Raw genomic sequence first — 11,376 nt, 5'->3', positions numbered from 1 at the left:
TGAATACGGCCGCCGCTGCCGCAATCGTCATCGACGGCCTGCAGCCGGTGGATCTGCCACGTGCGCTGCAGAAGGAAACGCTGGAGGCGACCGGCACCAAGGCGATTGTGCTGCGCAAGGACGGCACCTCCCGCCTGCTTGCCATGAGCGAAATGCCGACCTCGGTCGACGAATCCTACGACCTTACCAATATCCCGCCATTGACCGCGATGCGCGACGCGCTGGACACTCTGATCTTCGGCGGCAACCGTATGATCCGCGTTTATGGTGCGGTGGGCGAGACCAATACCGGCGTCGAGGTGGTCATGAAAGACCGGCCTCTGCGTAAGGCGATGTTCGTCTATGCCCGCAACGTGCTGCTGCTGTCGATCCTGATCTCGCTCTTTACCGCGACACTGATTTTCTTTTCCATCAACCGCATTCTTATACGCCCGATCCGCAGACTGACGGGCAGCATGCAGCAATTCGCCTCCGATCCCGAAAATCCGCTGCATGTCTATGTTGGCGATGGCGGCCGCGACGAACTGGCTGTTGCCGGCCGCAATCTCACATCAATGCAGCTCGAATTGCAGAAGACGCTGAAGCAGCAGAAAAACCTTGCAGCACTCGGCCTCGCGGTCTCGAAGATCAACCACGACATGCGCAACATCCTGGCATCCGCCCAGCTCATGTCCGACCGCCTCGTCGATGTCGACGATCCCATGGTGAAAAGCTTCGCGCCGAAGCTGCTGCGCACCATTGATCGCGCCGTCGGCTACACGACCGAAGTCCTTTCCTACGGCAAAGCGACCGAATCGGCGCCGCGCCGCCGCCGCATCCACTTTTACGAGCTTGTGCAGGAGGTCAAAGACATCCTCGCCATCGAGCCACAAAGCGGCGTCGAGTTCATCGAGCAGATGGGGCCGGATCTGGAAGTGGATGCCGATAGCGAGCAATTGTTCCGGATCATCCACAATCTCTGCCGCAACGCCCTGCAGGCGCTGACCTCGCCGGGCGAGCAGGGGGTTGGGATCGTCAGGCGCATCACGGTTGCCGCCCAGCGCGTCGGCAGTGTCGTCAGCATCACGGTGGATGATACGGGGCCCGGCATGCCGCTGAAAGCGCGCCAGAACCTGTTTGCGGCCTTCCGCGGCTCGGCCCGCTCCGGCGGCACTGGTCTTGGCCTCACCATCGCCCGCGAGCTGGTGCTGGCGCATGGCGGCACCATCGCCCTTGTGGAAAAGCCCTCGGTCGGCACGCAGTTCCGCATCGAAATTCCGGATCGCCCGGTTTCACTGGAAGATTACCGCAGCCGGTCGCACGCCGAAAAGTGATGCAATTTCCGCAAGGCAGCCTTGTCGAACCAAAGTCGCGATTTTTTTCGAATTGCTCTTGCATTGCCCGAAAAGACCCTTTAGAGAACCGCCCACGCAAGCGGCTCGGCCGCCACTGCAGACGCACCCGTAGCTCAGCTGGATAGAGCACCAGACTACGAATCTGGGGGTCAGGAGTTCGAATCTCTTCGGGTGCGCCATTTTTTCCAATTACTTCTGAATAGGACTGGGCGGTAGCTTCTGCTTCTTATCGAAGCCGACATTAGGAGCGTCATCTGTCGCCGTCTTGGGAGGTAACACTGCCTTGTTGTCGCGAACTGCTGGTTTCCGATGCCAGTTGCGTTTGCCTAGCGCCTGTAACCCCGCATTGACGATGTAAGATAACCCAATGCGAGCGCCACGGCGGCAATTGCGATTCCGGTGCTGATCACACCTGCCGGCGTTATTCTGAAACTGCCGTGCAAGATGATGTTCTCTCCCACGCGCAAATCGAAAACCGACTTGATTTCCTCAGGATGTGAAGAGATCGTGGCCGACGCGTCTTCTTGTTGAACAACTGCCATTTTGAAGCTCCGGTGCAGATGTGCCGCGGCCGGACATCTATTCTGGGACCGGCCTCAAACTTTTATGGACGCCACAATAACATAGCTCCACACCCCCCATGCCTAGTTTCGCGCAACCTTCGGCGTCTATCTGCGGAAGTGATGGATTGTGTCGGGCGAGAAGCCGGAGGGTTGGATGATGACGAGAATTGTTGGTGTCGTTGGTCTCGTCGCGATGACGGCTGCTCTGGCGGGCTGTGTCGATCGCGCCAATGCGCCGGTGCTCGTGCCGGTCGCTTCACCCGTCAATCCGCCCGGCGTCACCCACAGCCTCTGCATGTCCGATGCCAACGCCATGTATGATGAGGCAAACAAACAGTACGACCTGCGTGCGCAGATGACCGGGCACCGCGATGCGATGGAACGGGAAACCAATGCAAGCGGCGCGGCTCACAGGCAATATGTCTCCTGCGTCGCAAGCCAGGGCTACCGTCCTTTGTACGCGAATTGAGAACGGTGAATTCACACAGCTAGTGAACTATCCCAGGCGCCACTCTCGCGGCTTTTACAAGATCGCAATTTTTGATTTTTTGTGTCTTTCAGTCGCGCTGGATCGCCTGCAATCACAAGTGTAGGAAGCTGCGTGTGATGATGGAACTTCGCGCGCATAGAACGCATTTTTCATAGGTAAATCCAGTAAGGAGGGTTTATCATGAAAATGCTTAATCTAGTCCCGTCCGCCTTTGCACTCAGCGCTCTTCTCGCCCTCTCGTCTACCGCTCCCGCGCTGGCGGCGCCCGTTCAGCAGGCCCGGATTCCGGTCCCGTCGAATGTGGAAATGGTGCAATATAAAGCACATGCCGGCTATTGGCATGGCTATCATGGATTCCGCACGGAACGCCCCGGTACCCGCCGTCACTCCGACGGCTACTGGTATCCGCTTGCTGCGTTCGGCGTTGAAGCCGGCACCACGGGCTCGATTGTCCGCGAACCCGTCAACCGCCCCGAGCCGAAAACTATGTGCAACCCCACGTTTACTGGCACAATCGGCCCCGGCAGTATGCCATGCGACAACGGCTATTGAGCCGGCAAAGAGAAAGGCGGCCAAAAGCCGCCTTTTTCTTGTGCGCAATCGGAACTCACGTATTCGTGATCGCTGTTCCAGCGCCGTAGAATATGACAGATCCGCTTCCTAGCTCCTTGGCGTAAATTCCAATCATCCTCCCAAGGAGACAAGAAATGATCAATGTCGTGAAGAATGGCCTCGTGGCCGTCGCCTTTGGCGCAATCATCAGCGTTTCGGCTTTCGCATCTGCCAACGCAGCCCCGGCGCAACAGCAACAGCAGGTCGTAAAGCAGCAGAAGAGCACGAACGCTCGCAACGAGCCCCACACCACGGGTTCGGTCAATGGTGTTTCCAGCAGCTCGATGCCTTACCAATACAGCCCGAAGAAGCCGCTCAACATGGCTTGCGGCCTGCGCTTCAACCCGACCAGCAGCTCGGGCTGCAACTACTGAAGGCGGATTGCAGGCACAGGCGAGGAGAAGGGGCTGACATCCCTGTCGCGAAAGAGGGCAGCCTTCATGGCTGCCTTTTCGTTCCGACGCCTCTTCGTAGTCGTCGAAATGCCGTAACTTGCATCAAATGCAAAAATGCAATAGATATAAAAATACGTGAAATGTTGATGGTAAAGGCCTGCGTAAGGACCATGGATTGACGGGCCTGCCTTGGAATTGCCATGCTGCGAGAGATCGTCGCTTCGATAGTCAATCGCATTTCAAACGGGTGGGAAAATCATGATCGCAAAGACTGCATGCTCCGATTTCCTGCATTTTTTTCGCTCCTGGCTGAGTAACCCGCTGAGGGTTGCGGCCATCGCGCCCTCCGGCGATTCGCTCGCGCGGATCATGACCAGCGAGATCGCGGCGCTGGACGGTCCGATTATCGAGCTTGGGCCAGGCACCGGCGTCTTTACGCGCGCGCTGCTTGCGCGCGGCATCAGCGAATCCGATCTGACGCTCATCGAATATGGTCCTGAATTCATCGGATCGCTTCAGAAGCGTTTTCCCGATGCACGCATCCTGCAGATGGATGCCGCCCATTTGGCACAGGCCGACATTTTCGAGGGCGAACCTGTCGGCGCCGTCGTCAGCGGCCTGCCGCTGCTTTCCATGTCGCCGCGCAAGATCGCCTCGATCCTGGCAGGCGCCTTCGTCTATATGCGGGCCGGCGGCGCTTTCTATCAGTTTACCTATGGGCCGCGATGCCCTGTGCCGCGCCCGATCCTCGATCGCCTGGGCCTGAAGGCGACGCGCATCGGCGGCACGGTCCGCAACCTGCCGCCGGCTTCCGTCTACCGGATTTCGCGCCGCAAGCCGCTTGAGCTCTCGCGTGAGCGCTTCAAATATCGCAGCAGCGGAGTGGATATGGAGATCGCCGCTTTCTCCGAAGCGGATGACTGAATGACATCTGATGGAAATGACCGAGAAGAAACAGCCTGAAGCCGTTGAGGGCAGGCGCGAGCGCAAGCGGCGCCAGACCCGCGAACGCATCGAGCAGGCAGCGATGAGCCTCTTTATGGAGCGCGGCTTCGACGCGACCACCATCGAGGAGATCACCGAAGCAGCCGATGTCTCGAAGCGCAGTTTCTTCGATTATTTCCCATCGAAGGAAGAGGTCGTCTTTGCCTGGCAGGATTCCTTCGCCGATCGTCTGATGGCGGCGATTGCCGCCCGGCCATCAGGTGAATCCGCAGTCAAAACCGTTGAGGAAGCGCTAACGGCCACCGTGATGGCCTCGGCCGATGAACGCGCCCTGGCACTCAGTGATCTGATCCACTGCACGCCTGCTCTCAAGGCCCGCGATCAGCTCAAATATGCCAAGCTGGAGCAGAAGCTGACCGAGGCTTTGATTGCCCGCAAGGGTGGCGAGCCGGAGATACGGGCGCGCATGCGTCTGCTTTCGGCGGTCGTCATCGGTGCGCTGCGCGTGGGCGGTGAACTCTGGCAGGAGCGTGCCGCCGGCGTCTCGATGGAAACCTTCGCACGCGAGACGTTTGGCGAGCTCTGGAAGACGCTGGCCGAATTTGGTGACGAGGCGAAGGGGCGGCTCTAAAGCAATTCCAGCAAAAGTGTGCAGCGGTTCTTGCGTGCGGAATTGCGCGCAGACAAAACCGGCACACGCCGTCGATCCGGATAATAGAGCGTGAAGCCAGAGGGCTTCGGTCGGCAAGGATCTGCATGAGGCGGCCGCTCGCGACAAAGGTGAATGTTTCGGGCCGGTGGCTGTCATACAGGCGATGATGCCCTATATGCGCAAGCGCCGCAGCGGCAATATCCTCAATGTCACCTCGATGGGCGGGATCATCACCATGCCGGGCATCGCTTTCTATCATGGCAGCAAATTTGCCCTCGAGGGCATTTCCGAGAGCCTCGGCAAGAAGGCCAGGAGCTTCGGGATCCATGTGACGGCCGTCGAGCCGGGTGGTTTCCGCACCGATCGGGCCGGCCGCTCGATGGTGCGTGCAGAGCGCTCGATCGCAGAACGCCACGGCAATCAGCCGGGCGACCCGAAAAAGGCAGCGACTGCAATGTTGAAGCTCATTGCATCCGGCAATCCGCCGGCCCATCTCTTGCTTGGGCGTAACGCGATCAGCCTCGTTCGCGAGAGGCTTGGCGCTCTCAAGACCGAATTCGATACCTGGAAGCAGGTCTCCAGCTTCACCGATTTTGAGTGATTTATTGACCAAGAGAGGAAAAGACGATGACCGATTACAATGCAGCGAAATCCGGCACCTTCAAGATTGGTGGCGATATGGAGGTCAATCGCCTCGGCTTCGGCGCCATGCGCGTCACCGGCGATGGCATCTGGGGCGAGCCCAAGGATCATGCCGAATCGATCCGCACGCTGAAACGCCTGCCGGAACTCGGCATCAACTTCATCGATACGGCCGATTCCTATGGTCCTGACGTTTCCGAATGGCTGATCAAGGAAGCGCTTCACCCCTACAAGAAAGGCCTCGTCGTCGCCACCAAGGGCGGCCTCACGCGCCACGGCCCGAATATCTGGCTGCCGCTCGGCCGCCCGGAATATCTGATCCAGCAGGTGCATAAGAGCCTGCGCAACCTCGGCGTCGAACAGATCGATCTCTGGCAGCTTCACCGCATCGACCCGAAGGTTCCGGCCAAGGAACAGTTCGACACCATCAAGTCGCTGCTCGATTCCGGCCTGATCCGCCATGCAGGCCTCAGCGAAGTCTCGGTTGCCGATATCGAAGCCGCTTCCAAGGTCTTCAAGGTCGCGACGGTCCAGAACCGCTACAATCTGGTCGACCGCACCAGCGAGGACGTGCTCGACTATTGCGCAAAGCACAATATCGGCTTCATCCCCTGGTATCCGCTGGCCGCCGGCGATCTCGCAAAGCCGGGTTCGTTGCTCGATACGATCGCCAAGAAGCACAATGCCGCTCCGAGCCAGATCGCGCTCGACTGGGTGCTGAAGCGCAGCCCGGTCATGCTGCCGATCCCCGGCACCTCCAAGGTCAAGCATCTGGAAGAAAACGTTGCGGCGGTAAACATCACGCTGTCGGACGAGGAATTCAAAGCCCTCGATGCCGAGGGCAAGAAGCTATTCAAGGCTGCCTGAACAACATAGGGTAAGACATGGAACGGTCGCGGTTTCAGCTGCGGCCGTTTTCGTTTCGCGCCCGCGTCATTTCCCGCGCCACGTCGAGAAAGGCGCGCAGCGTCGGCGGCACATGCCGGTGGCCGGAATAATAGAGGCAGAGCCCCGGAAAGGGCGGTGTCCAGTCTTCAAGCACGGTCACCAATCGGCCCGCGGCGACGTCGGCCTCGACATTCCGCTGTGTCATATAGGCAAGTCCTGCACCGCCAACCGCCGCTTCCAGCATCAGGTCCATGCTCTGCAGCGTCATCGGCCCTTTCACGTCGAGCCGGATTTCCTGGCCGTGCCGCTCGAACTCCCAGCGATAGACTGCACCGCTCGGCAGCCTCAGCCGCAGGCAGGCGTGACGGAGAAGATCGTTCGGCGCCTGCGGCTTTCCATGCTTTTCGAAATAGGCGGGGGCGCCGACCACGAAGAAGCGTTCTTCGGCCTTCAGCGGCACGGCGATCATGTCCTGCGGCACGGTCTCGATGAGCCGTATGCCGACATCGAAACTGTCGGCGACGATATCCACCATGCGCCCGTCGCTGACGATATCGACATGCACATCGGGAAAACGCCGTATATATTCCAGCACGATCGGTATCAGGATCTGCCGCGCGCCGCCCTCTGATGTATTGATGCGCAGCGTGCCGGCCGGCGTGGCGCGCGCCTGTGTCGCCGCTTCCATCGCAGCCGAGATGTCTTTCAGCGCAGGGCCGATCCTCCCCAGAAACTGCTCGCCCGCCTCGGTCACCGAAACGCTGCGGGTGGTGCGGTTGAACAGCCTGACGCCGATCCGGCCTTCCAATGCCGCCACTGTATGACTGAGCGCCGAGGTCGACATACCAAGTTCGCTCGCTGCCGCACGGAAGTTCTTGGTTGCCGCGACCGCGACGACCGCGTTGAGTTCCACCAGACCGGTCTTCTGCATTGTCCCAAATCCTGCAATAGGTCATCCTTGAATATGCGGATTATAAGGACAATAAACGCGGACTATCTAGCCTCTGGATCAATCTGAAAACCATGAGGCACATCATGAAAAAGACAGTTCTCATTACCGGCGCGTCCTCCGGTATCGGCAAGGCGGCGAGCAGGCTCTTCCACGCCAATGGCTGGAATGTCATCGCCACTATGCGCAGCCCCGACAAGGAAACAGAGCTGACGAAGCTTTCCGGCGTTCTCGTCACCAGGCTCGATGTCCAGGATCGCGACAGTGTCGACGCAGCCATAAGGGCCGGCATCGAAAAGTTCGGCCGCATCGATCAGCTCGTCAACAATGCCGGCTACGGCCAGAACGGTATTTTCGAGGCAACCTCGCGCGAAAAGATCCAGCAGCAGTTCGACGTCAACGTCTTCGGCGTCATGGATGTAACCAGAGCGATCCTGCCGCATTTCCGCGCAAACAAGGCTGGCCTCATCATCAATGTCAGCTCCGGTGCCGGCCTCTTCACGCTGCCAACCCTGTCAATCTATTGCGCCTCCAAATTCGCGCTCGAAGGCTTCACCGAGGCGCTTGCCTACGAACTCCTGGCGCTTGGCATCGGCGTGAAGTCGGTGATTCCGCATGGCGGCGTGGCCGAGACCAATTTCCGGGATCGCGCCGGCACCGATTTCGCCATCGATCCCTCGGGCCTGCCGGATTACAATACGTTCCTGGAATCCGCCCAGCAGGCATTCGCCACGATGGTCGCCGCCAAGATGATGACATCCGCCGACGTTGCCGACGTGATCTACGAGGCCGCGACCGACGGCAAGAATCAGCTGCGCTACCTCGTCGGCGACGACGCACGAGGATTCGTGAAGGCGCGTCACAGCATGGACGATCAGGCCTATGTCGACTTCATGCGTGAGCATTTTGCCCACTAAATTGACCAACTGATCAAAGATGCCGCAAAATGAGGCGCAGGTGTGACGCCAGCGAGGCAAGCGTTGCGCTCAATGCATTGCTGCATTGCGGTAATTTCGCTATTCTCCATCAAATGAATTGGGTATTAATGATCTCGAAGGCAGCGCACTCCTCCTCCCAGCGCTCCTTCATCGGACTGACAACACTCCTCCTCCCAGTTGTCAGTCAGGATCAAGAGCCCGATGCACCTCCTCCCGCGTCGGGCTCTTTTCTATTCCGGATTATCTCTCTCCCAAACCTTCGTAAAATTGACTCCACCCTTGGCCTCGGACTATCTGGAGGCGCGCGGGCAAGCGCATGTCGGTGGCTTGGCGCGATGACGCCTGAACCTGCGGAGATGTCATGATCGGCAGATGCGGCGTTTCGTGCAAAGCTCTCGCAGCCCTGCTCGTCTTGTGCCTTGGTCTTGCTTCCTGCGGGCGGCCGATCGGTGTCATGCAGGCGGCCGGCACGGTTCCCCCGGGCACATCACGCGTCGATCTGCTGGTTGCAACAACCCGCGCTGCGGACAAGGATCCCGCCGTCCTCTTTTCTGGCGAGCGCGGCACTGGCCTGATGGTCAATGCCGTCGATATCTCCATTCCGCCCGAAGCCAATCGCAAAGCCGGGCAAGTGCAATGGCCTTCCCGCTTGCCAGCCGACCCTCTCGAGAATTTCGTCACGGTCTCGGTCGATCCGCTGGATGGCGAGAAGGCAGGCGAAAGCTGGCTGAAGACGCATATGCCTGGCAGCAAGCGCGTCCTCATCTTCGTGCATGGCTTCAACAATCGCTACGAGGATGCCGTCTATCGCTTCGCGCAGATCGTCCATGATTCCCATGCCGATGTTGCGCCCGTCGTTTTCACCTGGCCCTCGCGCGCCAGCATCTTTGATTACAATTACGACAAGGAAAGCACCAACTATTCGCGCGATGCGCTGGAAGAACTGCTGCGGCGCACGGCCAACAATCCGGCCGTTGGCGACATCACCGTCATGGCCCACTCCATGGGCACGTGGCTGACGGTCGAGGCCCTGCGCCAGATGGCGATCCGTGACGGCCACGTCGCCTCCAAGATCAACAACGTCATCCTTGCCTCGCCGGATCTCGATGTCGACGTGTTCGGCCGCCAGTTTATGAGCCTCGGCAAGGACAAGCCGCATTTTACCATCTTTGTCTCCCAGGATGATCGGGCGCTGGCGCTTTCGCGCCGCATCTCCGGCAATGTCGATCGCCTCGGCCAGATCGATCCTTCCGCCGAGCCCTATCGCAGCAAGCTGGAAGCGGCCGGTATCACCGTGCTTGACCTTACCAAGCTGAAGACCGGCGATCGCCTGAACCATGGCAAGTTTGCCGAAAGCCCTGAAGTGGTGAAGCTTATCGGCGACCGGCTGATTGCCGGTCAGACCATTACCGATTCCGAGGTCGGCCTTGGCGAGGCGGTCGGTGCTGTCGCGATCGGTGCTGCCCAGACGGCAGGCAGCGCAGTCAGTCTCGCAGTCAGCACCCCGATCGCCATTTTCGATCCCCGCACCCGCCGCAACTATGACGACCAGGTGCGCCGTCTCGGCCAGTCAATGAACAATACTGTGGGTTCCGTGGGCGATAGCGTCGGCGCCGGACTGCCGGAAGATGCTCAGTAAAAAATCATAGGCATTCGCTTCGTTGTGATATATCACGTCTCCAGCGGCATCGACTCTGCCGTGCGGTGGATAAGATATGGCGAATGAAACGAATAAGACGGTAGCCGTCGTCGGCGCCGGTGTGATCGGCGCTTCGATTGCTTTCGAACTGCAGCGGCGCGGCTTTCAAGTAACATTGATCGATAAGAGCGAGCCGGGCAGGGGAACCTCTTATGGCAATATGGCGAGCATCGCGCTCGATTTTGCAGCTGGTTCCGGTCCCTCGACCTGGAAGAAGCTGCCGCGCTGGCTGATCGATCCGGAAGGCCCGGTCTGGCTGCGGCCAAGCTATGCGCCGAAAATCCTGCCCTGGTTCCTGCGTTTCCTCGCCGCCGGCCGTCCCTCGCGTCTGAGGGAGATCGAGGATGCGGGCATGAGCCTCTCCAAGATCGCGCTCGGCGATATCAGCACCATGCTCGATGCCATCGGTGCGCCCGAACTGATGACCGAAGAGGGCTGCCTTGCGATCTACGAGACCGAGGCCGAATTCGATGCGGACCGTAGCCATCTCGAACTGATGCGGCGCTACGGCCTCGAATTCGAAGTGCTGAGCAATGGCGCAATCCAATATTACGAGCCGACGCTGTCGCCGAAAGTCGCCAAGGCGGTGCTGATGCCGGACAACAAGTCGATCCGCGATCCGTATAAGCTTGTCGTAAAGCTCGCCGATGCCGCAAAGGCAGCTGGCGCCAACTTCGTATCCGGCCAGGTGAAAAGTGTCGAACGCAAGAGTGACGGCAAGACTGCTGTCCTTCTTGAAAACGGCAACCGCATCGAAGCCGAAAAGGTCATCCTGGCAGCCGGCGTCCACACGCGTTTCCTCGCCGAGGCCCTTGGCGAGCCGATCCCGCTCGAAACCGAGCGTGGCTATCATACGCAGATCATGCAGCCCGGTATTTCCATGCGCTATTCGGTGATCTGGCCGCATCGCGCCTTCATGGTCACACCGACGGCGGGCGGCATCCGTGTCGGCGGCAATGTCGAGCTTGCCGGACTGACGGCGGCGCCCGATTTCCGCCGCCCGCGCGTGCTCGTGCGCCATGCGCAGCGCATCCTGCCCGATCTCAAGGTTCAGGATACCAGCGAATGGATGGGTCACCGCCCGGCGCTGCCGGATACGATCCCGATCATTTCGCCCTCTTCGAAATTGCCTGGCGTCTTCTATGCCACCGGCCACGGCCATCTTGGCCTGACCTATTCGGCAACGACAGCGCGGCTGATCGCGGATATGGTCGCAGGTGTCAAAACATCAGTTGATATCAAGCCATTCCGCGTCAACAGGTACTAGGA

Annotated in this window: 12 protein-coding genes, 1 tRNA gene and 1 pseudogene; 12 read left to right on the top strand and 2 right to left on the bottom strand. The window is 59.5% G+C overall.

Features of this window, described 5'->3' with window-relative positions; translation table 11 throughout:
• A partial coding sequence (locus tag PMI11_RS22100; RefSeq protein WP_007821443.1) for a sensor histidine kinase occupies positions 1–1,313 on the top strand: 1,313 nt, incomplete at its 5' end.
• A 123-nt stretch (positions 1,314–1,436) separates the two neighbouring features.
• Positions 1,437–1,513: transfer RNA gene (locus PMI11_RS22095), tRNA-Arg, on the top strand.
• Positions 1,514–1,660: 147 nt separating this feature from the next.
• Here PMI11_RS22095 and PMI11_RS22090 read toward each other — a convergent pair.
• Positions 1,661–1,876, bottom strand: coding sequence for a hypothetical protein (locus tag PMI11_RS22090; RefSeq protein WP_007821441.1), 216 nt, complete (start codon positions 1,874–1,876; stop codon positions 1,661–1,663).
• A 175-nt stretch (positions 1,877–2,051) separates the two neighbouring features.
• On the opposite strand from PMI11_RS22090, the gene PMI11_RS22085 reads away from it, so the two are divergent.
• The 7 genes and pseudogenes from PMI11_RS22085 to PMI11_RS22055 all read left to right on the top strand — a co-directional run bounded on the left by PMI11_RS22085 (position 2,052) and on the right by PMI11_RS22055 (position 6,500).
• Positions 2,052–2,366: a hypothetical protein gene (locus PMI11_RS22085; RefSeq protein ID WP_037071867.1), complete on the top strand. Its 315-nt coding sequence runs from the start codon at positions 2,052–2,054 to the stop codon at positions 2,364–2,366.
• Positions 2,367–2,567: 201 nt separating this feature from the next.
• Positions 2,568–2,939: a hypothetical protein gene (locus tag PMI11_RS22080; RefSeq protein ID WP_007821438.1), complete on the top strand. Its 372-nt coding sequence runs from the start codon at positions 2,568–2,570 to the stop codon at positions 2,937–2,939.
• 155 nt (positions 2,940–3,094) lie between these two features.
• Positions 3,095–3,373: a hypothetical protein gene (locus tag PMI11_RS22075; protein WP_007821436.1), complete on the top strand. Its 279-nt coding sequence runs from the start codon at positions 3,095–3,097 to the stop codon at positions 3,371–3,373.
• Between the two features lie 279 nt (positions 3,374–3,652).
• Positions 3,653–4,318 carry a class I SAM-dependent methyltransferase gene (locus tag PMI11_RS22070; RefSeq protein ID WP_007821435.1) on the top strand — a complete coding sequence of 222 codons (666 nt, stop codon included), beginning with the start codon at positions 3,653–3,655 and terminating at the stop codon, positions 4,316–4,318.
• Positions 4,319–4,334: 16 nt separating this feature from the next.
• Positions 4,335–4,970 (top strand): TetR family transcriptional regulator, encoded by a 636-nt coding sequence (locus PMI11_RS22065; RefSeq protein WP_037071881.1) that lies wholly within the window; start codon positions 4,335–4,337, stop codon positions 4,968–4,970.
• A 157-nt stretch (positions 4,971–5,127) separates the two neighbouring features.
• Positions 5,128–5,592 (top strand): annotated as a pseudogene (locus tag PMI11_RS22060) (SDR family NAD(P)-dependent oxidoreductase); the annotation flags it as partial.
• 26 nt (positions 5,593–5,618) lie between these two features.
• Positions 5,619–6,500 carry an aldo/keto reductase gene (locus tag PMI11_RS22055; RefSeq protein WP_007821428.1) on the top strand — a complete coding sequence of 294 codons (882 nt, stop codon included), beginning with the start codon at positions 5,619–5,621 and terminating at the stop codon, positions 6,498–6,500.
• 34 nt (positions 6,501–6,534) lie between these two features.
• On the opposite strand, the gene PMI11_RS22050 is transcribed toward PMI11_RS22055, so the two are convergent.
• Entirely contained in the window at positions 6,535–7,452 is a 918-nt protein-coding gene (locus PMI11_RS22050) for a LysR family transcriptional regulator (RefSeq protein ID WP_007821426.1), read from the bottom strand.
• Between the two features lie 104 nt (positions 7,453–7,556).
• On the opposite strand from PMI11_RS22050, the gene PMI11_RS22045 reads away from it, so the two are divergent.
• The 3 genes from PMI11_RS22045 (at position 7,557) to PMI11_RS22035 (ending at position 11,374) form a co-directional block, all read left to right on the top strand.
• Entirely contained in the window at positions 7,557–8,387 is an 831-nt protein-coding gene (locus PMI11_RS22045) for an SDR family oxidoreductase (RefSeq protein WP_007821424.1), read from the top strand.
• A gap of 382 nt (positions 8,388–8,769) precedes the next feature.
• Positions 8,770–10,047 carry an alpha/beta hydrolase gene (locus PMI11_RS22040; RefSeq protein ID WP_007821422.1) on the top strand — a complete coding sequence of 426 codons (1,278 nt, stop codon included), beginning with the start codon at positions 8,770–8,772 and terminating at the stop codon, positions 10,045–10,047.
• A gap of 76 nt (positions 10,048–10,123) precedes the next feature.
• Entirely contained in the window at positions 10,124–11,374 is a 1,251-nt protein-coding gene (locus PMI11_RS22035) for an NAD(P)/FAD-dependent oxidoreductase (protein WP_007821420.1), read from the top strand.
• Positions 11,375–11,376 lie beyond the last annotated feature (2 nt).

This window comes from Rhizobium sp. CF142 (assembly GCF_000281145.1).
Taxonomy (GTDB): domain Bacteria; phylum Pseudomonadota; class Alphaproteobacteria; order Rhizobiales; family Rhizobiaceae; genus Rhizobium.
The sequence above is the reverse complement of the archived record's forward strand: the minus strand, read 5'-3'. Positions and strand labels throughout refer to the sequence as shown.

Excerpts from the sequence above, each read along its gene's own strand:
- PMI11_RS22090 (WP_007821441.1), bottom strand. The coding sequence starts at position 1,876 with ATGGCAGTTGTTCAACAAGAAGACGCGTCGGCCACGATCTCTTCACAT.
- PMI11_RS22085 (WP_037071867.1), top strand. The coding sequence starts at position 2,052 with ATGATGACGAGAATTGTTGGTGTCGTTGGTCTCGTCGCGATGACGGCT.
- PMI11_RS22080 (WP_007821438.1), top strand. The coding sequence starts at position 2,568 with ATGAAAATGCTTAATCTAGTCCCGTCCGCCTTTGCACTCAGCGCTCTT.
- PMI11_RS22075 (WP_007821436.1), top strand. The coding sequence starts at position 3,095 with ATGATCAATGTCGTGAAGAATGGCCTCGTGGCCGTCGCCTTTGGCGCA.
- PMI11_RS22070 (WP_007821435.1), top strand. The coding sequence starts at position 3,653 with ATGATCGCAAAGACTGCATGCTCCGATTTCCTGCATTTTTTTCGCTCC.
- PMI11_RS22065 (WP_037071881.1), top strand. The coding sequence starts at position 4,335 with ATGACCGAGAAGAAACAGCCTGAAGCCGTTGAGGGCAGGCGCGAGCGC.
- PMI11_RS22055 (WP_007821428.1), top strand. The coding sequence starts at position 5,619 with ATGACCGATTACAATGCAGCGAAATCCGGCACCTTCAAGATTGGTGGC.
- PMI11_RS22050 (WP_007821426.1), bottom strand. The coding sequence starts at position 7,452 with ATGCAGAAGACCGGTCTGGTGGAACTCAACGCGGTCGTCGCGGTCGCG.
- PMI11_RS22045 (WP_007821424.1), top strand. The coding sequence starts at position 7,557 with ATGAAAAAGACAGTTCTCATTACCGGCGCGTCCTCCGGTATCGGCAAG.
- PMI11_RS22040 (WP_007821422.1), top strand. The coding sequence starts at position 8,770 with ATGATCGGCAGATGCGGCGTTTCGTGCAAAGCTCTCGCAGCCCTGCTC.
- PMI11_RS22035 (WP_007821420.1), top strand. The coding sequence starts at position 10,124 with ATGGCGAATGAAACGAATAAGACGGTAGCCGTCGTCGGCGCCGGTGTG.